General features: G+C 65.4%; 22 protein-coding genes. 12 read left to right on the forward strand and 10 right to left on the reverse strand.

Annotation, left to right across the window (positions count from 1 at the left end; all coding sequences use genetic code 11):
- The first annotated feature begins 11 nt into the window (after window positions 1-11).
- The 9 genes from VO99_RS23625 (at window position 12) to VO99_RS23665 (ending at window position 9,241) form a co-directional block, all read left to right on the forward strand.
- Window positions 12-1,031: a TRAP transporter substrate-binding protein gene (locus tag VO99_RS23625; protein ID WP_046115407.1), complete on the forward strand. Its 1,020-nt coding sequence runs from the start codon at window positions 12-14 to the stop codon at window positions 1,029-1,031.
- The gene (locus tag VO99_RS23630) at window positions 1,031-2,026 is read left to right on the forward strand and encodes a C-terminal binding protein (protein WP_232315498.1); all 996 of its coding nucleotides are present in this window, start codon (window positions 1,031-1,033) and stop codon (window positions 2,024-2,026) included. Before VO99_RS23625 ends, VO99_RS23630 begins: the two co-directional genes overlap by 1 nt.
- Window positions 2,027-2,061: 35 nt before the next feature.
- Entirely contained in the window at window positions 2,062-2,709 is a 648-nt protein-coding gene (locus tag VO99_RS23635) for an RraA family protein (protein WP_046115408.1), read from the forward strand.
- Window positions 2,709-3,668, forward strand: coding sequence for a sugar kinase (locus tag VO99_RS23640; protein ID WP_046115409.1), 960 nt, complete (start codon window positions 2,709-2,711; stop codon window positions 3,666-3,668). Before VO99_RS23635 ends, VO99_RS23640 begins: the two co-directional genes overlap by 1 nt.
- A 101-nt stretch (window positions 3,669-3,769) precedes the next feature.
- Window positions 3,770-5,008 carry an L-dopachrome tautomerase-related protein gene (locus VO99_RS23645; RefSeq protein ID WP_046115410.1) on the forward strand — a complete coding sequence of 413 codons (1,239 nt, stop codon included), beginning with the start codon at window positions 3,770-3,772 and terminating at the stop codon, window positions 5,006-5,008.
- A gap of 16 nt (window positions 5,009-5,024) precedes the next feature.
- Window positions 5,025-5,762, forward strand: coding sequence for an SDR family NAD(P)-dependent oxidoreductase (locus tag VO99_RS23650; protein ID WP_046115411.1), 738 nt, complete (start codon window positions 5,025-5,027; stop codon window positions 5,760-5,762).
- A 35-nt stretch (window positions 5,763-5,797) separates the two neighbouring features.
- Window positions 5,798-6,289, forward strand: coding sequence for a 2,4'-dihydroxyacetophenone dioxygenase family protein (locus VO99_RS23655; protein ID WP_046115412.1), 492 nt, complete (start codon window positions 5,798-5,800; stop codon window positions 6,287-6,289).
- Between the two features lie 123 nt (window positions 6,290-6,412).
- Window positions 6,413-8,470: an alpha/beta hydrolase domain-containing protein gene (locus VO99_RS23660; RefSeq protein WP_157039738.1), complete on the forward strand. Its 2,058-nt coding sequence runs from the start codon at window positions 6,413-6,415 to the stop codon at window positions 8,468-8,470.
- 9 nt (window positions 8,471-8,479) lie between these two features.
- Window positions 8,480-9,241 carry a PEP-CTERM sorting domain-containing protein gene (locus tag VO99_RS23665; protein WP_083440880.1) on the forward strand — a complete coding sequence of 254 codons (762 nt, stop codon included), beginning with the start codon at window positions 8,480-8,482 and terminating at the stop codon, window positions 9,239-9,241.
- Here VO99_RS23665 and VO99_RS23670 read toward each other — a convergent pair.
- Complete coding sequence (locus VO99_RS23670) at window positions 9,189-9,893, reverse strand: GntR family transcriptional regulator (RefSeq protein WP_046115414.1); 705 nt, start codon at window positions 9,891-9,893, stop codon at window positions 9,189-9,191. The genes VO99_RS23665 and VO99_RS23670 overlap by 53 nt on opposite strands.
- Window positions 9,894-10,043: 150 nt before the next feature.
- Between VO99_RS23670 and VO99_RS23675 the strand changes: the two genes are divergently transcribed.
- Together VO99_RS23675 and VO99_RS23680 are read left to right on the forward strand one after the other, a co-directional pair.
- On the forward strand, window positions 10,044-11,012 hold the full coding sequence (locus tag VO99_RS23675) for a Bug family tripartite tricarboxylate transporter substrate binding protein (RefSeq protein WP_046115433.1): 969 nt from the start codon (window positions 10,044-10,046) through the stop codon (window positions 11,010-11,012).
- A gap of 44 nt (window positions 11,013-11,056) precedes the next feature.
- On the forward strand, window positions 11,057-12,427 hold the full coding sequence (locus VO99_RS23680) for an MmgE/PrpD family protein (protein ID WP_046115415.1): 1,371 nt from the start codon (window positions 11,057-11,059) through the stop codon (window positions 12,425-12,427).
- Between the two features lie 16 nt (window positions 12,428-12,443).
- Here the strand turns inward: VO99_RS23680 and VO99_RS23685 are convergent, their stop codons facing one another.
- The 6 genes from VO99_RS23685 to VO99_RS23705 are packed head-to-tail and all read right to left on the reverse strand — an operon-like array spanning window position 12,444 to window position 18,286.
- On the reverse strand, window positions 12,444-13,250 hold the full coding sequence (locus VO99_RS23685) for an ABC transporter substrate-binding protein (protein ID WP_083440881.1): 807 nt from the start codon (window positions 13,248-13,250) through the stop codon (window positions 12,444-12,446).
- A gap of 26 nt (window positions 13,251-13,276) precedes the next feature.
- Window positions 13,277-14,263, reverse strand: a complete 987-nt coding sequence (locus VO99_RS29760) for a D-2-hydroxyacid dehydrogenase (protein ID WP_198157037.1) — start codon at window positions 14,261-14,263, stop codon at window positions 13,277-13,279.
- 27 nt (window positions 14,264-14,290) lie between these two features.
- Entirely contained in the window at window positions 14,291-15,259 is a 969-nt protein-coding gene (locus tag VO99_RS23690) for a Bug family tripartite tricarboxylate transporter substrate binding protein (protein WP_046115416.1), read from the reverse strand.
- 25 nt (window positions 15,260-15,284) lie between these two features.
- A complete protein-coding gene (locus VO99_RS23695; RefSeq protein ID WP_046115417.1) occupies window positions 15,285-16,268 on the reverse strand; it encodes a zinc-binding dehydrogenase in 984 nt (327 codons plus the stop codon).
- A gap of 18 nt (window positions 16,269-16,286) precedes the next feature.
- Complete coding sequence (locus VO99_RS23700; protein ID WP_046115418.1) at window positions 16,287-17,096, reverse strand: enoyl-CoA hydratase; 810 nt, start codon at window positions 17,094-17,096, stop codon at window positions 16,287-16,289.
- Window positions 17,096-18,286, reverse strand: a complete 1,191-nt coding sequence (locus VO99_RS23705; protein ID WP_046115435.1) for a CaiB/BaiF CoA transferase family protein — start codon at window positions 18,284-18,286, stop codon at window positions 17,096-17,098. The genes VO99_RS23700 and VO99_RS23705 overlap by 1 nt, the downstream gene beginning before the upstream one ends.
- A gap of 115 nt (window positions 18,287-18,401) precedes the next feature.
- Between VO99_RS23705 and VO99_RS23710 the strand changes: the two genes are divergently transcribed.
- Window positions 18,402-19,082 carry a GntR family transcriptional regulator gene (locus VO99_RS23710; protein WP_046115419.1) on the forward strand — a complete coding sequence of 227 codons (681 nt, stop codon included), beginning with the start codon at window positions 18,402-18,404 and terminating at the stop codon, window positions 19,080-19,082.
- Window positions 19,083-19,097: 15 nt separating this feature from the next.
- Here the strand turns inward: VO99_RS23710 and VO99_RS32020 are convergent, their stop codons facing one another.
- From VO99_RS32020 to VO99_RS23725, 3 genes are all read right to left on the reverse strand, one after another.
- Window positions 19,098-19,304, reverse strand: a complete 207-nt coding sequence (locus VO99_RS32020) for an antibiotic biosynthesis monooxygenase family protein (protein WP_052736581.1) — start codon at window positions 19,302-19,304, stop codon at window positions 19,098-19,100.
- A gap of 341 nt (window positions 19,305-19,645) precedes the next feature.
- On the reverse strand, window positions 19,646-19,981 hold the full coding sequence (locus tag VO99_RS23720; protein ID WP_157039740.1) for an acylphosphatase: 336 nt from the start codon (window positions 19,979-19,981) through the stop codon (window positions 19,646-19,648).
- Window positions 19,978-21,282: a DUF1173 family protein gene (locus tag VO99_RS23725; RefSeq protein ID WP_052736582.1), complete on the reverse strand. Its 1,305-nt coding sequence runs from the start codon at window positions 21,280-21,282 to the stop codon at window positions 19,978-19,980. Before VO99_RS23725 ends, VO99_RS23720 begins: the two co-directional genes overlap by 4 nt.
- Between the last annotated feature and the right edge of the window lie 2 nt (window positions 21,283-21,284).

Below are 21,284 nucleotides of genomic sequence, written 5' to 3' on the forward strand. Positions count from 1 at the left end.
GAGACACACCGATGAGCATTCAGCGCAAGACGTTCCTGGCCGCCATGGCGCTGGCCTTGGCTAGCCTGACAGCCGGGCATGCCGCTGCCCAGAAGGTCCTGAAATACACGCACTTCCAGCCAGCCAAGCCCGACCAGCCCAAGCATGTGGCGGCGCTGGCGTTTAAGGAGCATGTCGAGAAGGCCACCAATGGCTCGATCAAGGTGGAGCTGTACCCAGCTGGTCAACTAGGTCCGGCCAATCAGATCATGGAAGGTCTGCGGCTGGGCTCCGTGGAGATGGCGGTGGTGCACGACGGCGGTATGACAGGCGTCTACAAGACGTTCAACATCTTTGGGCTGCCCTACCTCTTCAATGACCATGCGCATGCCTATGCGGTGCTGGACGGCCAATTCGGTCGCGAGCTGGCCGAGGACATGCGAAAGAAGACGGGAATCCGATTGATGGGATATGCCGACAACGGCATCCGTCATTTCACCAACTCGAAGCGCGCCATCAAGACACCCGACGACATGAAGGGTCTGAAGATTCGTGTGCAACCGAGCCCGGTGTTCGTCAAGTTAGTCGAGTCGCTTGGCGGCAGCGCGACGGCGATCGATTGGGGCGAGCTGCCGGCAGCCCTGGCGCAGGGGACAGCCGATGGGCAGGAGAATGGCGTGACCAATGTGCTGGCCGCCAGCCTATATCAGCATCAGAAGTTCGCCACACTGGACGGCCATGTCTACAGCTTGCATGCCTACCTCGTGAGCGACCGCTTTTTCAACGGCCTGAGCGACGTTGAAAAGAAGGCGGTCAGCGAAGGAGTTGAGAAGGCCAAGAAGATCCATCGGGACATGACGCGCGAGCAAGACGTGTCGGCTAAGAAGGTGCTGACAGACAAGGGCATGACGGTCACGGAGCTGACGCCTGCGGAGGTCGACCGGTTCCGCCAACTGGCGCAGCCGGCGGTCCGGAAGTACCTGGAAGCGGAAGTCAGCAAAGAGTGGACTGACAAGCTGATGACGGCCAGCACGGCCGCGCGCGCCAAGTGATGAGCGCCGTTGCCGCCGGGGCGGCCGCACCGGCTGTCGGACACCGCATGCTGCGCGTCGTGGCGCTGGACGACGGTTATGCCGCGTACGACCAAGAGGTAGCGCTGCTCGCGGCGGTGGGCGCGACCTTCGAGGTCATCGCTTGTAAGGGCGACCCACACCTCGCCGCGGGCTGCGTGCAGGACGCGGATGTGGTCCTGGTGCGCGAGTCGCCGGTTGATCGATCCGTCATCGATGCGATGCGGCGGTGCCGCGCGATCATCCGCTATGGGATCGGTGTGGACAACATCGACCTGGCCTATGCCCGTGAGCGAGGCATTGCGGTGGCAAACGTGCCCGACTATGGCATTGACGAGGTCAGCACCCAGGCAGTGGCCTTGGCGCTCTCGGTGGTGCGCCGCCTGCGTCGGCATGATGCCGAGGTGCGCTCGGGTCGGTGGTCCACGGGTGTCCTGGCGCCGATGTACCGGTTGCGGCATCGCACGTTGGGTCTCATTGGATACGGGCGCATTGCCCGCATGACCCACGAAAAGCTGCAGGGCTTCGGCTTTGGCCGTGTGCTGGTTTGTGACCCGGCGGCTGACTTGCCCGCTGGCGTGGAGCGGGCAGGACTTGACGAATTGTGCAGCCAGGCGGACTTGATTTCGTTGCACGCACCCTTGACTCCGCAGACTCGGCATTTGATTGATGCTCGGCGGCTGTCCTTGATGCGCCCCACGGCCGTACTGGTCAACACGGCTCGTGGCGGGTTGGTGGACCTCGATGCCTTGCACGCTGCGCTGTCCCGCAAGCAAATCCTCGGCGCCGGGCTCGATGTCTTCGAGCCCGAGCCGCCGAACGCCAACCACCCGTTGTTTGCGTTGGACAACGTCGTCGTCACCAACCACATTGGCTGGTACAGCGAAGAAGCCATGCGTGAGTTGCAGCGCAAGGCGGCAGAAGAAGCCGTGCGGGCGCTGCGCGGCGAGCCTTTGCACCACTGGCTCAACCGGTAGTGATATTCCGATCAATTTTCAAGAGGCAGGCAAACATGAATGATCTGATTGAAGGTTTCAAGAACGTCGCGGTCGCTTCCGTGGCGGATGCCGTCGACAAGGTGTGTGGCAAGCAGGGCTACATGGACGCATCCATCAAACCGCGCATCAATGACCAGCGCATCTGTGGCCCTGCCGCCACCGTCCTGGAAGCGGCCACCGACGAGTTCGTGCCGCCGCAGCATGCGCTCGACCTGATCGACGAGGTGGAAGCAGGCAGCGTGATCGTCATTTCGATTGCTGGCGGCGAGCCGAATGTGGCGGTTTGGGGTGGCTTGATGACCGCCGGCGCTGTCGCCAACGGGCATGCCGGTGCGGTTCTTGATGGCGGGGTGCGCGATCTGACGGAGATCCGCCGTGACTACGGATTTCCGGTGTATGCCCGTGATGTGAGTCCTGGCACGACGCTGGGCCGCTACAAGACGGTCGCCGCCCAAGTGCCGGTGGAGGTCGGCGGCATCGTAGTGCACCCCGGCGACATCGTCGTCGGTGATGTGGACGGGGTGGTGGTGGTGCCGAAGGAGCGTGCACCCGAGGTGCTGGCGATGGCGGTGGAGATCGATGCGCGCGAACTTGAGCAAGCACGCCTGATCATCGCCGAGCGCTCCTTGCGCAAGGGGTTGGCCAAGTACGGTCGCATCTGATGGACAGCGCGTCCCAGCCAAGCGGCTCGATGCCACTCGACATCCTGGCCATGGGGGAGCCCATGGTGGAATTCAACCAGACCGGTGAGGGCGGCGGTCGTCAGTACCTGCAGGGGTTCGGCGGCGACACCTCCAACTTCGCCATCGCGGCTGCCCGCCAGGGCGCCCGCGTGGGCTATCTGAGTGCCGTGGGTGACGACGCATACGGTCGGCTGCTGCGGGCGCTATGGGCACGGGAGGGCGTCGACGACGCGGGGGTGCGCACCGATCCCGCAGCGTTCACGGCGGTTTACTTCGTGACCCATGACGCCCATGGGCACCACTTCAGCTTCTTTCGCAGCGGGTCGGCGGCCAGCCGGATGTCGCCGCAAACGCTTGCGCTCGATCGCATCCGTGCAGCGCGCGTCTTGCACCTGTCCGGTATTTCCATGGCAATCTCGGTCAGTGCCTGCGACGCGGCCTACGCGGCGATGGAAGAAGCCAAAGCCAGCGGAGTGCAGGTGGCATTCGACACCAACCTGCGCATGAAGTTGTGGTCCATCGACCGGGCGCGCGCGGTGATGACCGACGTCATTGGCCGCTGCGACATCTGTCTGCCGAGTTACGACGACGTGGTGGCCATCATGGGGCTATCGGATCCGGATGCGCTGGTCGATCAATGCCTACGTCTCGGCGCTGGCGTCGTTGCACTCAAGCTCGGCGCGCAAGGTGCGGTGGTGGCGGACGGAAGCCGGCGCTATCGGATAGCGCCGCACGCGTGCCGGCCTGTCGACGCAACGGGTGCAGGCGACACCTTTGGCGGAGCGTTTGTGGCGCGGCTGCTGGCAGGCGACGACCTGGAGACCGCGGGGCACTATGCAGCGGTGGCCGCTGCGCTGGCCACGGAAGGCTATGGCGCGGTGGAACCGATTCCAACACATGACCAAGTGCGCAAGGCGCTCGTGGCGAGAGCTGCCTGAGCGAGGCCGATGTCCTGCGCTGGATGTCTGCAGCTGCACTCTGGATGAACCGATCATTGCGCGGGCCTAAGCCATGGCCCTCGCAACAGGAGACTGCCACCATGAGGTGCACGAGAACCTTTCGCAACCTGGCCGCCCTCGGCTTGCTGGCGATCGCCGGCACGACCATGGCAGCGGGACCGTTGACGAAGAAGTCCGGCCCGCAGCCCGTCGTTGTCGCGGAATGGACCCGGTTGTCCTTCGACCTCGGCGACGCCGCGGCGGAGAAAGCCTACGACGACCAGCAGATCTACAAAAAAGTGCTGCTGCAGGGCGCGAAGGTGGGCGCCGATGGCACGATTTACGTGAGCACCGCGCGCTGGGGCGGGCCGGAGGTGCCGGCCACCTTGTCCAAGCTGGTCCGCAGGAATGGTGCGTGGAAGCTGCAGCCTTTTCCGAGCAAGGCGATGAACGACATCAACAATCCTAGGGGACTGAAGGCGGTCCTGGGTTTCGAGATCGATCGTCACGGTGTGATGTGGATCCTTGATCAAGGCCACGTGGCTGGCGCTCCGAGCCGGCCCGGCGACGAGAAGCTCATTGCATGGGACCTGAAGAATGACCAGGAAGTTGCCCGCTACGAGTTCACCGACGCCGACAGCGACAAGAAGTGTTCGTTCCTGAACGACGTCGTGATCGACAACGACAACGGATTTGCCTACATCACCGATTCCGGCATCTTCTGCGATCCTTTGAAGGGCGGGCTGATCGTCTATGACATCCACAAGAACCAGGCCAAGCGAGTACTCTCAGCGCCTGAATGGGTCGGCGACGAGAACTTCAGCTTCCAGATCCATGGTCGCGATGTGCTCAAGCCCAAAGACGGCCGGCCCAACCGCATGCGCACAGGGGCCGACGGCATCGCGCTGTCGGGCGACAAGCAGACCCTCTACTGGACGAACTTGACGGGCAACCGGCTGCTCAAGCTGCCGACCGCAATGCTGCGCGACTTTTACAAGACGGAAGACGAACTCCGCCAGGCAGTAAAAGTGGATGCCATACTGCCTTCCAACACCGACGGAATGACCGCAGACCGGGCCGGCAACCTCTACCTGAGCGCGTTGATGCTCAACGGCATCATGAAGCGCGATAGCAAGACGGGTGCGATCACGCCATGGGTCACACACGACGAGATGTCATGGGTCGACACGCTGTCTTGGGGGCCGGGCGGCTCGCTGTATGCGGTGAGCAATCACCTGCACCTGTGGGTGGATGGCGACATGGACTTTGACCGCCCTGCGGTGCCGAACTTCCGCATCTACAAGATGGACGTCGGCGCCAAGCCGTATACCTCGCAATGAGCAGGGCAGGGCAATCATGACATTTGAGGGAAACCTGTACCAGGGCAGGCACGTCGCGGTCGTCGGTGGTACCAGCGGCATCGGGCTGGCCATTTCACAAGCGTTCGCCGCGCACGGCGCCAGCGTGTTGGCGACTGGCGCAACGCTCGACGAGGTGGCGGCTGTCCGTGACACGCAGGGAACTGACCACCTCCAAGCGGAAGTACTGGATGTTCGCGATGGCGCGGCGGTGCAGACCCTGCTCGGCGGCCGGCCGTGGAGCGTGCTGGTGTGCTGCGCCGGTGTGATCCGTCGGGCGGGTGCTGAACATGACCCCGACGTGTTTGCGGAGGTCATCGACATCAATTTGAACGGCACCATGCGCTGCGCCGCTGCCGCTCGACGGGCGCTGGCGGCCTCCAAGGGCGCCATCGTTACTACCGCCTCCATGCTCAGCTTCTTTGGCGGCGGCCTGGTGCCAGCTTACTCCGCCAGCAAAGGCGGCGTGGCCCAGCTCACCAAGTCGTTGGCCATCGCGTATGCCGCCGATGGCATTCGGGTCAATGCGCTGGCCCCAGGCTACATCGCGACACGGTTGACGGGCGCCCTGAAGGACGATGCATCGCGCAGTGATGCAATCGTGGCTCGTACGCCCATGGGCCGGTGGGGGGCGCCGGACGACGTGGCCCAGGCTGCCCTGTTTCTCGCCTCGCCTGCCGCGGCCTTCGTCACCGGCGTCGTGCTGCCCGTCGACGGCGGCTATTTGGTGGCCTGAACCCGCCCGCGTTTCCACTTCTGCCGAGCCCACCCATGATCAAGCAGCAACCGCACATCCAACCCGAGATCGCCATGCCTGCCGTGCCCGAGGACGAGCGGGTTTGGGTGCCCCAAGCGCCACTGGTCTGGTTTCGACCCTTGATGTTCAACACTGTCACCGGTGGCTGGTGCAATTTGCTGCGAGTTCGCCGTGCCGGGGTGCTGTCACGCCATATTCACCCGAGTGCGGTGACCGGTTACGTGATCAAGGGCGCTTGGCGTTACCTCGAGCACGACTGGGTGGCCCGCGAGGGGTCTTTCGTGTACGAACCGCCGGGCGAGATCCACACCCTGGTCGTCGACCAGGCCGCGGACGGCGCCACGGAAATGATCACCTTCTTCAACATCCAGGGTGCCATGGTTTACCTTGACGAAGATGGACGACAAACCGGTTATGAAGACGTGCACGCGAAGATTGCCATGTGCAGGCAACACTATGAAGCGGTGGGACTGGGTGCTGACTACGTCGATCATTTGATTCGTTGAGAGCTCACTGCCCGACCGGGGCGGGATAATCCGTATACGATATTCAATCGTCCTGCCTAGAGTGGATGGGCCAAGTCGGAATCACGACGGCGACCAACCCAAAGCAACGGAGCAGGAGAACAGATGTCGAACCATTCAGGAGACTGGAGCACTTGGCGGGCGGCCGTCTTGCCGATCGTCATCGCCGCAGGCAGCATGATCGTGACCGAGACCGCGGAGGCCAGGATCACGCGGCTCGAGGTGGTGCGCGTGGAGTCGCCGACGTTTGGCGGCACGACTTTCGGCGCCGTGGGCGCCTACGAGAAGATCACCTATCGTGCCTACGGCGAGGTCGATCCGGCCAAGCCGGCCAACGCCGTCATCACCGACATCGAGCATGCGCCGCGCAATAGCCGTGGCATGGTGGAGTACGCCACCGATGTCTTTGTGCTCAAGCCGATCGATGCAGGCAAGGGCTCCGGCAAACTGTTCTACGATGTGGTGAACCGCGGCAACCGTGGGTCGTTCAGCAGCTTCAACCAAGCGCCGGCACCCTCGGCCGTCGCGGATTCGCCTGCCGCTGCCGCCGGTACCGGCCTGCTGATGCGGCGCGGCTACACGGTGGTGTGGTCCGGCTGGGAGGATGCCCGGGTCCTCGGCACGGGCCCGAACACCATGACGGCCTCACTGCCCATCGCGACGCAGGCAGACGGCTCGCCCATCGTAGGCAAGACGGTCATTGAGCAGATCTTCGACACGTCATCCAGCGACACCTTTTCGCTGCCTTACCGGGCGGCAAACCAGGACAAGGCCCAGGCGTACCTGCTGGTGCACAACCACACCAGCTTTGTCGGTGGCCCCCTGGTCGACCGCGTCCTGGTCCCGGCTGAGGTGTGGTCGTACGTGGACGGTGACACCGTGCGCATCAACCGCCAGCACCCATTCCTTGCGCCTTACGATGCTGGCGCGGCTTTCGAGTTTGTCTATCCGGCGCGTGACCCCATCGTGCTGGGCCTCGGCTTCGCCGCCACCCGCGACCTCATCTCGTTCTTCAAGCACGATACGACGGTCGCCAATCCGGTGAGAGGTGCGATCCGCCATGCCCTCGGGCGAGGCGATTCCCAGAGCGGCCGCTACCTCAAGGGCTTGCTGTACTGGGGCTTCAATGCGGACGAGGAGGGCCGCATGGTGTTCGACGGCATGAGCCCGCACATCTCCGGCTCGCATGCCATTGCCAGCAACGACCGTTTCGGCGACGCCAATGCGACCGGCCGCAGTTACCAGCGCCACCTGACGGCCAAGCTGGAGTTCCCGTTCACCTACGAGGTACGGGCGAATCCCTTCACCGGCCAGATGGACGGCATCCTCAAGCGTTGCTTGGCCACCGGCACCTGCCCCAAGATCGCCCACACCGACAGCGCCAATGAGTCCTACCTGAAGCCGGTGTCGCTGGTCACGACCGATGGTCCCGGCAACGGCGTCCTGCCCAAGGACTTGGTCTTGCCGCCAAACGTGCGGGTTTACACCATCGGCAGCACGCAGCACAGTCCTGCCAACTCGGTCTCCACCACACCCAGTGGCGTCTGTCAGCAACCGGGCAATCCCAACCCATGGGCGCCGTACGTGCGCGCCTTGGGCATCGCGCTCGACGACTGGGTGACCCGCGGCACACCACCGCCGCCGAGCCGCTATGCGCGAGTGGACGATGGCACCCTGGTGCGATCGCTGCCGCAGGCTGCCCAGGGCTTCCCCGCCATTCCGGGCGTCCGCTATACAGGGTGGTTCAATCCGGTGGACGAGCTCGACCCTTCCACACTTCCCAACATGCCGATTCCGGGTCGCTCGTACACGGTGCTGGTGCCCAAGGTGGATGCGGATGGCAATGACCTCGCAGGCATCCGGACCATCGACGTGCAAGTGCCGGTGGCCACCTACACCGGCTGGGCTTTGCGCCGCGCGCCATATGCCGAGAACGAGGACTGCGCACTGACGGGCCAGTACATCCCCTTCCGCAAGACGCGGGCGGAGCGTCTGGCGGCCGGCGATCCGCGGCTGTCACTGGAGGAGCGGTATCCGCAGCATGGCGTGTACGTTGCCAAGGTGGCGCGCGCCACCCAGGACATGGTGCGGCAGCGTTACCTGCTGCAGGAGGATGCCGCCGGCATCATCAGCAAGGCCGCCGCCAGCACCATTGGACGTTGAGGAGCGCACATGAACAGTCTCATGAAGAACGGCCTTGCCGGCCTGTGCCTGGTCGCCGCCACGACCTGGATTCCCGCCGCCCACGCGGCATCGAGCGCGGTGGGCTGCACGGGCGGCTCGTTCGGCGATGCCTGCGGGCTCGATGAACTGGTGGCCGGTGGAAGCCTGAAAGTTGACGGCGTCCTGTTCAGCGGTTTTTCGCTGGCAGCGTCGGCAGGGCAGTTGTTGGACGCCGGCGCCATCCGCGTTGACGTGGTGTCTGCTGCAGGCGTGGCCGGGCTGCGGCTGGTGGATACCGGCAATACGCTGCGGGCCATTGACCAAGCGCAATCCATCAACGACCTGCGGTTCGACATCGCCGCCTCGCCTGGACTACCAGGCGTGGCGGGCCTGCGCCTCGATGCCGACGTCGGTGACGTGAACGTCGAAGGCAGCTACACGCAGGCCTACGCAGACCTGTTCGATCCAGCGTTCAACGACTACTACGGCCACGTGGACGCGGTCTGCGACGGGCCAGCTTGCGTCAACAGCCTGTTGTCCGCCCAGCAGGTGCTGGACGCGCCGGTAGGTCGCTTGGCGGTGGTTGCGGGCATCGACGTGTCGGCGGCGGCCGGTGGCCTGGCGCGTCTGAACAGCGTGTCCATGCTGGTGCTGTCGCCCGTGCCGGAGCCGGCGACCGGCACACTGTGGCTGGCCGGCGCCGGCCTCCTGGCCGGCCTCAGGAAGCGGGCGAGCCGTCTTGAGCGGCGAGCCGTAGAAACGACGCGCTGACGTGTGATTGCAGCAGCGCCTGGCAGTCCGCTGCATGGCCTTTGGAAAGGCTCTGCAGCACTGCCCGGTGTTCCTTGATCGAGGCCTGCATCCCCGTGTCCTGCGAGAGGTTCTTGAGTCGGGACAGGTGCAGTTGCTGCACCACGCCACGGTAGGCATTGGCCAGCGCCGCGTTGTCCGAAGCCTCCACGAAGGCCCAATGGAATCCAAGGTTCGCCGTGTAGTAGCGCTGCACGTCGTGGCGCGCGGCGGCCTTTTCCATGGTGCCCATCAGGCCTTCCAGCTTGCGACCCAAGGTCTTTCGCGCGGTGCTGGGCAGCTGTGCGGCCTTGAAGCCAGCATGGCCGTCGAGCGTGCTGCGCAGTTCGTACAGGTCGGCGATCTCCTTGGGCGTCAGCACCCGGACGTAAACACCAAAATGCTTCCGCGATGCCACCAGACCGGAGCTTTCCAATTCGCGCAGCGCCTCGCGCACCGGCACCCGCGAGACCCCGAGCCGCGCTGCCACGTCCGGCTCGTTGATGCGGTCGCCTGGCGCCAGTTCACCGCCCAGGATCAGCGAGAGCACTTCGTCGCGCACGATGCGCCCCAGCGGTGTCTCGCGGACCTCGTCGATCAGTTTGGAAGTCGTGGGTGTCAGCCAGGGCAGCATCACATGTTCCAGGTTGCGTATACGAAATTCTTACATACGACATGTGGCCTACACCCCGCGGCTAGCAGACAGGGTTTGCACGCAGTGCGTCATGCAGGCGCATCGCCGATAGTCGTATACGATATTCGTTCAAGACCGGAGTGATTGATGATCCAGCGCCGCCGTCTTCTGTGTGCCGTTCCAGGCTTGTGGCTGGGAGCCAACGCCGCCACTGCGCAGACGTTCCCGACAAAGCCCATTCGTTATGTGGTGCCCGTGGCCGCGGGCGGCGGCAGCGACCTGGTGGGCCGCACCATTTGCGAGCGCTGGGCGAAGGTGCTGGGCCAGACGATCGTGGTGGAGAACATCGGCGGCGGGGGCGGTGTCATCGCCGCTCAGACCACCGCGAAGGCACCGGCCGACGGCTATAGCCTGATGCAGGGTTACGTGGCCACGCATGGCACCAGCCCCGCCACGCGCAAGCTCCCATACGACGCGGTGAAAGACTTCACGCCCATCGGCATGATCGGCGGCACGCCAAACGTGCTGGTGGTCAATGCCTCGGTGCCGGCCCGCACGCTCAAGGAGTTCGTGGCTTACGTCAAGACGCAGCCGGGCAAGCTGAGCTACGGCTCGGCGGGCGTGGGCTCACTGACCCAGCTGGTGATGGAGCTGTTCAAGCAGCAGTCCGGCACCTTCCTGCTGCACGTGCCGTACCGCGGCATCGCTCCGGCCTTCACGGACCTGATGGGCGGCCAGACCCAGGCGATGTTCCCCGGCCTGGCTGCGGCACTACCGCACATCCGCTCCGGCCGCGTACGCGCGCTGGCCATCACCGGCAACAGCCGCCAGGCGGTGTTGAAAGACGTGCCGACGCTCGACGAATCCGGCTTCAAGGGCTTCGACGCACTGCAGTGGTACGGCGTGGTGGGTCCTGCCGGCATTCCGCCGGCCATCGTCAGCCGGCTCAATGAAACACTCAACGGCGTGCTGCAAGGCGCCGACATGAAGGACAAGCTGGCCGCTGAAGCGGTCGATCCCATGCCCATGAGCGCTTCCGATTTCGGCCAGTACATCGGCCGTGAAGTGCAGCGATGGACCACCTTGGCCAAAGAGCGCAACATCCAGGTTGACGAGTAGACCTGTCGATCTTTCCCATTCCTTTCCCAACCACTGCAGATCCCATGGCCCGCAATACCGCTGTCCCCGCCGACCACAACGCACCGCCGATCACCCGCCAGTTGGCCGAGTTTGTCGCCTCACACCCGTCACAGGGCTGGAGCGACGAAGTGGACCGGGAGGCGGTGCGCACATTCCTGAACTGGGCGGGTTGCGCCGTGGGTGCGGCCCGCCACGAAGCGGTCGACGCCGCACTGGCGGCGGTGCAGATGTTGGAGCCCGCGCCGCAGGCCACGCTGTTCGGACGCCCCGAGCGTGTCGACATGGCCGGTGCGGCACTGTTAAACGGCATCAGCTCGCACACCTTCGACTTCGACGACACCCACCTGAAGACGATCATCCATCCGGCAGGGCCGGTGGCTTCTGCCGCCTTTGCGCTGGCCGAACACCTGGGCCGCAGCGGGCGGGAACTGCTGGACGCACTGGTGCTGGGCATCGATGTGGCGTGCCGCATGGGCAACCTGATGTATCCGGAGCACTACGACCGTGGCTGGCACATCACGGGATCGACCGGCACGCTGGGCGCCGCGGCAGCCTGTGCGCGGCTGCTGCGCCTGGACGCAGGGCAAACGGCGATGGCCCTGGGCATTGCGGCGTCGCAGCCGGTGGGCCTGCGCGAGCAGTTCGGCACCATGACCAAGCCGTTCCACCCCGGTGGTGCAGCGCGTGCCGGCTTGCTGGCGGCGCTGATGGCACAGCACGGCTTCACGGCCAGCCCGCGCGCACTGGAGGCCCCCCGCGGCTATGCACAGGTGCTGTCGACCAAATGCGCCTGGAACGAGGCGACCGACGAATTAGGCCAGCGCTTCGAGATCTCGTTCAACACCTACAAGCCGTTCGCCTGCGGTATCGTCATCCATCCCAGCATCGATGCCAGCATCCAGCTGCGAGAGCAGGGCGTGCTGCCGGAGCAGGTCGAACGCATCGAGTTGCGGGTGCATTCGCTGGTGCTCGAGCTGACCGGCAAGAAGACGCCCACGGACGGCCTGCAAGGGAAGTTCAGCGTCTACCACGGGTGTGCGGCCGGCCTGATTTTCGGCCGCGCAGCCGAGGCCGAGTTCGCCGATGAGATCGTGCGCCGGCCGGACGTGGTGGCGCTGCGCGACAAGGTGACCGCCATGGTGGACGACCGCATCGACGAAGCCTCGGCCGACGTCACCGCCGTGCTCAGTGACGGCCGCCGGGTGCACGTGTTCGTGGAACATGCCATCGGCTCGCTGCAGCGCCCGATGAGCGACGAGGCTCTGGATGCCAAGTTCTTTCAGCAGTCCGCGCCGGTGATCGGGGATGCCGCCAGCCGTGCCTTGATCGACGGTTGCCGACGTCTGGCCATGCTGGCCGATGTGCGGGAGTTGAGTCGGCTGGCTGCCGGCTGACCAGCGCCGCGCGGCCTCAACGTGGCGCCGCGGGCGCCACCGCGGCGCCTTCGATCCGGTGGCGCGCCAGTGCGGCCGCCACCGAGCCACGGGCCTTCATGTCCTCGACGAAGGTGGCCAGCCAGGCTTGGGCGTTGCGCCGGCCCTTCGGCACGCCGATGGCCTGCTCGATGACCATGAACCGGCCCGGCAGCAGACGGACGCCACCCACACGGCGCGCATCGGCCTCGAGTTGCTGCCGCACGCCGGCGGCCACCTCGAGCTGCTGTGCAAGGAAGAGGTCGACGACGGCCGGCGAGGTCGGTGCGCGTACCAGCGTCGCAGCCTGCAGAGCGCGCGTCAGGTACAGGTCGTAGGCGCTCCCGCGGCCGACTGCCACCCGGGTGCCGGGCCGGTCGACTTCTTCGTTGCTGCGCACTGGTGAGTCCTGGCGCACCAGGTATGCTCCTTCGATCACCACGTAGGGCGGGGTGTACTCCATGTCGGCCGCGCGCACGGGATCCAGGGCAACAAATGCGACGTCAACTTGTTGAGCCTTGACCGCTTGCACGACATTGCCGGCCGAACTGAAGACCACGAGGTCAAGCTCCACGCCGAGCTGGCGTGCCACCTCGCGCGCCAGGTCCACCGAGACGCCAGTCGGCGGATCTTCCGTGCTCCTACGGCTGGCCAGGATCGGGTTGCCCACGTTGATGGCTGCGCGCAGGCGCCCGTTGGGCGCAAGCTCAGCGGGGGCGGAAGCGTTGCCCGACCAGCTTGGGGCACTGCAGCCTGCGACGGCCAGCGCAGCGGCATGACAAACAAGGCGTCTCTTCGCATCCATCAGCTTTCCTCACATTGACAGCCGGCTCAAAGAACCGTCATGCTTGCTTGATTGACAAGCGGCTCCTTGCGTAACCACCTGGCAAGATTGTCCATAAACAGACGCCCGGCGCGCGTCGGATTGCCCGCGGCAAGTCCAGCAGAGTGTGGCGTGACGACGGTGTTGGGCAAGTCCCATAGCGGCGAATTCGGCGGCAGCGGCTCTTCGCAAAACACGTCGAGAAATGCCCCACCAAGCCGGCGTGAGCGCAGCGCCGAAATCAGTGCCGTCTCATCGATCAGTTCCCCGCGTGCGACGTTGATGAGCTGAGCCCCTTCCGGCAGACGATTGATTGCCGCTTCATCGATAAGCCTGGTAGTGGCCGGGGTCAACGGACAAGCGAGAACCAGCCATTGCGCGCGTGGCAGGACAAACCCAAGTTGAGCGTATTGCACAGTCTCTATGCCGTGCCCAGCCGGCTGAGCACTATGCCGGACTACGACGACTTCGAGGTCCAACATCTTCAGCCAGGCATGGAGGCGGCGACCAATGTGGCCCCAGCCGACCAGCACCACTGTCTGTCCCGCCAAGTCCGCCGGCGCAGTCCCTGAAGCGAGCGGCTCCCATGCATGCCGTGCTTGCGCCCTCATGAGCTGCGGCAATCGACGCGACAGCGACACCACCGCGGCGAGCGCCGTCTGCGCAACGACTTCTGCGTTTGAGCCTGCTGACGTCGTGACGACCACGCCTCGTGCCATCAACTCGCCGTAAATGGCGCGGTCAATGCCGGCGCTGTGGGTGTGCACCCAGGCTAGCTGTGGAGAAGCCAGCAGCCGGCGGTAGAAGCTCGCGAGCGGCTCCTGCACATGGTGCTTGGTGGACAGTCCGGTGATGTCGCGGGAGATATAAGCGACGTCGACGGGACAGCTTGGCGAACCTTTTGGCGTGCCAGCGCATTCGATGTGCAGGTCATGCTCGTCAGCCAATCGCTCCAGCGGTTCACCGAGCAACTGGCGCGTGGCCGCGGAGATCATCAGGCATGTGCTCATGGGACTGGAGCGTCAATCCTTGCTGACGTTGGCCGACTTGACCAGGCGCGCCCAGAACAGGTTGTCCTTCTCGAGGAAGTTCTTGAAATCCTGCACCGACGCGGACAGCGAGACCTCGGTGCCTTCCAATGCCAGCGCTTGAGCCACCGACCTTTGTTGCAGTGCCACGGTGGCTGCGTCGAAGATCTTGCGGCTAACCGCTTCCGGTGTCCCCGCCGGCACGAAGATGCCATACCAGAAGTCGAGCACATAGTCGGGTAGGCCCGCCTCCACCATGCCGGGCAATCCCGGAACCAGCGGAGAGCGCTCGCGCGTGCTAACGCCCAGCCCGCGCAACCGACCGCCTTGCACGAGCCCGAGCACCGATGGCGGCGTGCCGAAGGTAACCTGCGTGTCGCCGGCCACCACCGATTGCACCGCTTGTGAGCCTCCCTTGAAGGGCACGTGGAACATTTTCACCCCGGCGACCTGTGCGAACAGTTCCGCGCCGAGGTGGGGTGCAGAACCGACACCGGACGTCGCATAGTTGACGGACCCGGGCGCCTTCTTGGCCGCAGCGATGAGGTCCTTGACCGTGACGAACCCGCTGCTGGGCGACGCGGCAATCACGAGCGGAGAGGAGGTGATCTTCAGCACCGGCTGCAGATCGCTGAACTTGTAGCCCAGCTTCGGGGACAGCGCTGGATTGACCGAGATGCTGCTCGGGCTGGCGATCAGGACCGTGTAGCCATCAGGCGGTGCCTTGGCCACGAACTCGGCCGCCAGGCTGGACCCGGCGCCTGGCCGGTTGTCCACCACCACCGTCTGCCCGAGCGACTTGCCCATGGCGTCGCTCATGGCGCGTGCCACCGTGTCGGCCGCCCCACCGGGTGAGAAGCCGACGACCAGCTTGATCGGGTGGTTCGGATAATTTTGGGCACTGGCCGCAGCGCAGGCGATTGACATCAGCAGCATCGCGGCGATGCGGGGGAGGGAGGTCATGTTGTCTCCTTGGTTGTTGCTGCGGTCAGTCCGCCGGGCCTTGCAGCACCAGCTTGCCGACCTGGCTGCCGCCTTCCATGCAGGCCTTGGCTTGCTGCAGGTGGTCGAACGTAAAGACCTGGTCGACGACCGGGCTTAAGCGGCCTTCGGCCATCCAGGGCAACCAGTCGCGCTTGAAACCGGCCACCGGTTCGGCCCGCTGTTGCGGCGTTCGCAGCTTGTTGGACACGCCAAACAGGCACAGGCGCTTGCTGTGCAAGGCCTCCAGGTCGAGCTGCGCAGTGAGAACGCCATCGACGTAGCCGACCATGGCCAGTCGGCCCTCGAATGCAAGCGACTTGATGCATTCGGCGAACACGGTGCCACCCACGGTGTCTATGGCCAGGTGAACGCCTTGGCCGTCCGTCGCTGCCATCACCTTGTCGGCAAAATCCGGCTGGCGGGTGTGCAGCCCTAGGTCCAGGCCAAGCGTTTGCAGTCGTTGCAGCTTGTCGGCACTGCCGGACGTGCCGATCACCCGTGCGCCCATGGCCTTGGCGGCCTGCAACGCCGTGGTGCCCACGCCTGACGTCACGCCGGCAATCAGCAGGTTTTGGCCGGGCTGCAGGCGGCCTTGCAGCACCAACATGTCGTAGACGACGAGGAACGTCAGCGGCACGGCACCGGCCCTTGTCCAGTCGAGCGCCGCAGGCACCGGCAGCGCCTCGCGCGTATCCATCAGCACATACTCGGCAAAAGCGCCACGGCAGCGGCCCATCACACGGTCGCCCTCCTGCCAGTCCTTTACATCCGGCCCCAGGCTCACCACTGCTCCTGCCGCCTCCGTTCCGACAGGTTTCGCGCCGCCGCCAGCTGCGTGCAGGCCGTGGCCGGCAATGAACTCGCCCCGATTGAGGCCAGCTGCGCGCATTCGCAGGAGCAATTGACCAGCCCCGGGCGAGGGCATCGGCATTTCCTGCAGTTGCAGCTGCAATTCACCGTCCCGCTCCTGCATGGTGTAAGCACGCATCTTGATCTCCGAATGGCCTTAGCGGCCCTTGAACACCGGACGCCGTTTTTCCATGAAGGCGCGTCGGCCCTCGGCGTAGTCCTCGCTATCGAAGCATGCGCGGATGAGCGCAGCACAGCGTTCATGGTCGACCTCGGGCGAGGTCTTCAAGACCTCCGCCGTAATGGCCTTGGCGGCGCGTACCGTCAGCGGTGCGTTCTCGTCGAGCGCGAGGGTGTACTCGGTCAGCAAGTCATTGAGTGCATCGGCAGCACAGGTGCGGGAGACAAGACCTCGGGCTAGCGCTTCGTCAGCACCGATGCGCCGGCCCGTAAAGAACAGGTCTTTCGCCACCCCGGGGCCGACCAGGTCCACCAGGTTTTTCATGGCCGAATAACGGTAGCCGAGGCCTAGGCGCGCCGCTGGGATGGAGAACACCGCATCGTCGGCCGCAATGCGGATGTCGCAGGCCAGTGCAACGTTCACGCCGCCGCCTATGCACCAGCCGCGTATGCAGGCCAGCGTGGGCAGGGGGCAGCGCTCGATGCCGGTGAGAGCGGCCTCGGCCATGGCTTCATATCGGACCACCGCCTCGCGGGCGGCGCGCTGGTCTTCAAACTGTGAGATGTCCGCGCCGGATACGAAGGCCTTGTCGCCCGCGCCCGAGAAAACCACCAGGCGCAGGCGGTCGTCCTGCTGCGCCTGGGCCAGTAGCACCGGCACCGCTTCCCACATGTCGACCGACAGTGCGTTGTGTCGGGCCGGATTGTTGAAGCGGATGTGCAAGGTGCCACCATCCCGCCAAGTCTCGACCCGACCGGTGGGTGATCGGTAATCGTTGCCATTCATCAGAACACTCCTTGTGCGCGCAGGCGCGTGATGTCGTCGGTGCTCACGCCGATCTCGGCAAGCACTTCGTGCGTGTGCTCGCCACGGCGCGGGGCAGCACGGGCGACCGTGCTGGGCGTGCGTTCGAGCTGCACCGGTTGGCCAACGAGCCGCTGGTGGCCGTGGTGGTCCGATACCACCTCCTTGACCATGCCCAGGTGTCGGACCTGCGGCTCTTCAAACACCTCGCTCAAGTCGTTGATGTGTCCACACGCCACACCGCCGGCGTTGAACCGCGCGATCCAGTGCGCCCGGTCGTGCGCGACCAGTCGACGGTTGATTTCTTCGTTCAGGGTGTCGCGGTTGACCGAGCGGGCAGCCTTGTCGAGATATCGAGCGTCTGTCACCCATTCAGGCGCGCCGAGGATGTCGCAGAACCGTTCCCAGATCTTCGAGCCGAAGACCGCGATGTTCATGTAGCCGTCCCGGGCCTTGTAGACGCCGGTTGGGATGCTGGTGGGATGGAAGTTGCCGGCCTGCTTGGCGACCTCTCCGTCGATCAGCCAGCGAGACGTCTGGAAGTCCATCATGTAGACCATGGACTCCAGCAGCGAGGTGTGGAGCCATTGCCCTCGGCCCGAACTTTCGCGTTCCAGCAGCGCCACCAGGATGCCTTGCGCCGCAAAGACGCCGGCACACAGGTCGGCGATGGGGATGCCCACGCGCACCGGACCCTGACCGGGCAGGCCGGTGACAGACATCAACCCCCCCATGCCTTGGGCAATCTGATCGAAGCCCGGTCGCTGCGCCAGCGGGCCGGTCTGTCCGAAGCCCGAGATGCTGGCGTACACGAGCCTGGGGTGATCCTTTGAAAGGGACTCGTAGTCAATGCCGAGCCGAAACTTGACATCGGGCCGAAAGTTCTCGACGACCACGTCGGCGGTGCCGATCAACTGCCTTAGGAGGCCGATGCCCTCTGACTGCTTGAGATCCAGCGTAATCGAGCGCTTGTTGCGGTGGGTGTACTGATAGTCGGAACCGTCCTGGCCGCCAAGGGTGTCGTCGCCGCGCATGTGCTCGGGCATCTGCACCTGAATCACGTCGGCCCCCCAGTCAGCCAGTTGCCGGCAGCACGTAGGGCCGGCCCGCACTTGGGTGAGGTCAACGACGCGAAAACGTGCGAGCGCAGGAGACGCGGGGAGGTGCGGCATGGAATGATCCTCTGTCAATGAGTCCAGTATCCGGTCCATGCCTGCAAGTGTCAACACTTTGGCCACAAGTGTTGACATTACGGGGTGTGCTGCGGCGGTGCCCTATGCTTGCGACATGACAGAGGCCAAGTCACTCCGCAGCGCCGAGCAACACTTGGCGCCCCGAATCGCCGACGACCTGCGGCGCTTGATCTACAACGGCGAGTTCGCTCCTGGGGAACGTCTGAACGAAGCGGCGCTTGCGCTGCGAATGGGCACCAGCCGGGGGCCCATTCGCGAGGCTGTGCGCCTGCTGGTGGGGTGGGGCCTGGTCACGCCCGTGCCCAACCGCGGGGTGTTCGTTCGCACGCTGTCGGTCCGCCAGATGTTGGAGGTCTATGAGTTGCGGGCGCTGGTGTTCGGCTTTGCGGCCGAGCGGGCGGCAGAACGTGCGTCGGATGCCGACAAGCGGGAATTGGAATCGATGCTGCTGGGGATGGACGCAGCCAACGACGAGAATGACAGCACCCGGTACTACGAGCTGAACCTCGCCTTCCACCGGCGAATCCTTGAGCTCTCGGGCAACGAGCGCGCCATTCAGACCTATGACGAGTACGTCAAGGAATTGCACCTGTTCCGCCGACGTTATTTCAATGGCCCGGGCAACATGCAGCGCTCCAACGATCAACACCGCGCGTTGTTTGAGGCCATTGCTCGCGGCGCCAAGGCCCGTGCGAAAGCAGTCGCCGAGCGACATGTTCTGGAGGGCAGGGAGCGGCTGCTATCAACGTGGAATGCCGATGTGGGCAAGCCGTAACGCCGGCAAGCCCTGCTACGGTTGCACACCGCCCGGCCGCAAGATCTCGACGCGCTGACAGCAAAAGCAGCACACCGTGACCACATGCTGGCGATAGTGCGGGGACTGCTTGTGCGCCTCTAGCGCCGCATCGTCCTGATAATGGTGGACCAGCAGCACGGAGGTCGGGGCGTCGACGCCTCGGTAGGCCTCGTAGCCCCGCCAGCGGCGGCGCCTATCCACGCCACCAGCTCCAGCACTCGGCCGAGACCGCTTTTACGTACCTGCCAGTGCGCTATCACCGCCGCACCTGCCGACGACCGGTTTATGCGGCCTCCCGCAGTGCCCGGACGGTCGCTGCGCCGACCAGCGTGCCGGACGCCGAATTCCGGCCCGTGATCAACTGCCCGTCGACGACCAGCTGGCTCTGCAGGGCGAGCCCGATGCGTAGCGCCCGCCCTCCTACCGAAGGCGGCTTTTTGGTGGAATGGGACATCGGGGCGGGTTGGACTGAGCATGGGCGATGCCGGTGGCCTTCACCACCGCCCGGGTGAGGGTCGGGCAGCCCATGCCTGCGGTGGGGGTCACACCATCAACCGCCGCTCGAACCGGCTGCTGGTCGATGCGGTACAGCTGACCTGCCGCCATTCGATGCTGCGCACCTCTGCCAGTGCTGGTCCGTCGGCCAGCCAGCGGCGCATCTCAAGCAGTTGCGCCACCGAGCCGTGCAAGGCCACCTCCACCGAGCCGTCCTTGCGGTTGCGCGCCCAGCCCGCCAGCCCGATCCGGCGGGCCGTTTGCACACACGCGTCGCAGTAACCGGTCCCGTGCAGATGCCCGCGCACCCGGGCACACCAGTGCTCCGGGGGGTCGTCCAGCACCGGGGTGGGACGCACAGGCGCAGCCAAGTTCATCATCATGCCGACGGAACGTCTACCGCGCAGTCTGCCCGTCCGGTGGGCGGCTGCATCCCCCCGTCCGGTGGGGGCGGCCGTGACGGCGTGGTGTGCGACGTGAAGGTGGCGTTGCGGCGCGCCGGCCAGGCCGGCATCACCGAATCACGCGGCGACCAGCACCAAGCGGCGGCGGGCCGTGCCACCGTCTCGTTCCCGCCGTCCGACACCAAAAACAGCGGCGAGGGTGCCTCGTCCGTGTCGATGAGCACCGCGGCCGGCAATGCGGCGCCGGTGAGTTGGTAACGCAGCGGCTTGCTGAAACAGCGTCCTGCCTGCACCAGCGCCTGCAGCAGCTGCGCCTCGAAGCCGCCGTCCGCCGGCAGCCAGGTGGCGGTGGTCAACATCAGGCTGACCTCCACCAATGTAGGCCGGCCGACGTCGGACAACACGGCCGTGGCCAGCAGCACCAAGTGAAGATCCGGCTCGGCGCCCCAGGTCGCCAACTCCGCGTCGAAGTGCCGCGCCAGGCGCCGCATCAGGGTCGCATCCAGCCAGCAGGTCACGTCCGGCAGGTGCTTGAGCACCGCGGAGTGACCGTAACGCGCCGGCACCAGCTCTTTGAGCTCGGCCAGCATCAACAGCAGTGGCTGCGGCTGGCCATCCCGGGGCAGGGCGCTCGCCCACTGCTGGCGCCGCCGCTGCGCCAGCACCTCACGCTGCGCCACGCTGAACACCTCCGGCAGGTACAAACGATCCGCCAATGGCTGTCCACCGAGGGTGGTGCGCTGCGCCGCTCGCAGCAGGTGGCGGCGCACCGTGCCCCAAGTGCGCCGGCCCGCAAAGCCCGGATGCCAACGGTTCAGCTCCGCCTGCTCCCACAGGTAGTGCAACAGCCCGCGCAGCGTCAGCCGGCTGCCCGGGCTGCGCACGCTGCCGCGTGGCTCGCCGGCTACTGGCGCGCCAGGACGCCCGGGCTGCTGGCTGAGCGGGAAGTTCACTCGCAAGCTGACCAGGCCGGTGGTGACATCTTCCCGGATCGCGGGCGCCACCTCGCCACGGCCCGACCACTCGAGCGGCGGTTCATAGGAACCACAGTCCGGCGCATGCGCGGGGCCGGTGTCGGGCATGCGCTTGATGAGGTAAGTTGGCCCCCAGTGTGCGATGTACATCGGCACGCCCCTGGGCTGGCAGAGGCAGCGCGGGCGCAGTCGCTGCGCATAAGCCTCGGCCACGGCGTCCGGGAAGGCGGGGCTCTGAGGCGCCAGCACGACGTGATCGAAGGCATAGCAGGCCGGACGGCTGTCGACGTTGCCGGTGCTGTCCATGG

Origin of the sequence: Aquincola tertiaricarbonis (assembly GCF_000969605.1) — a bacterium.
Classification (GTDB): Bacteria; Pseudomonadota; Gammaproteobacteria; order Burkholderiales; family Burkholderiaceae_C; genus Aquincola; species Aquincola tertiaricarbonis.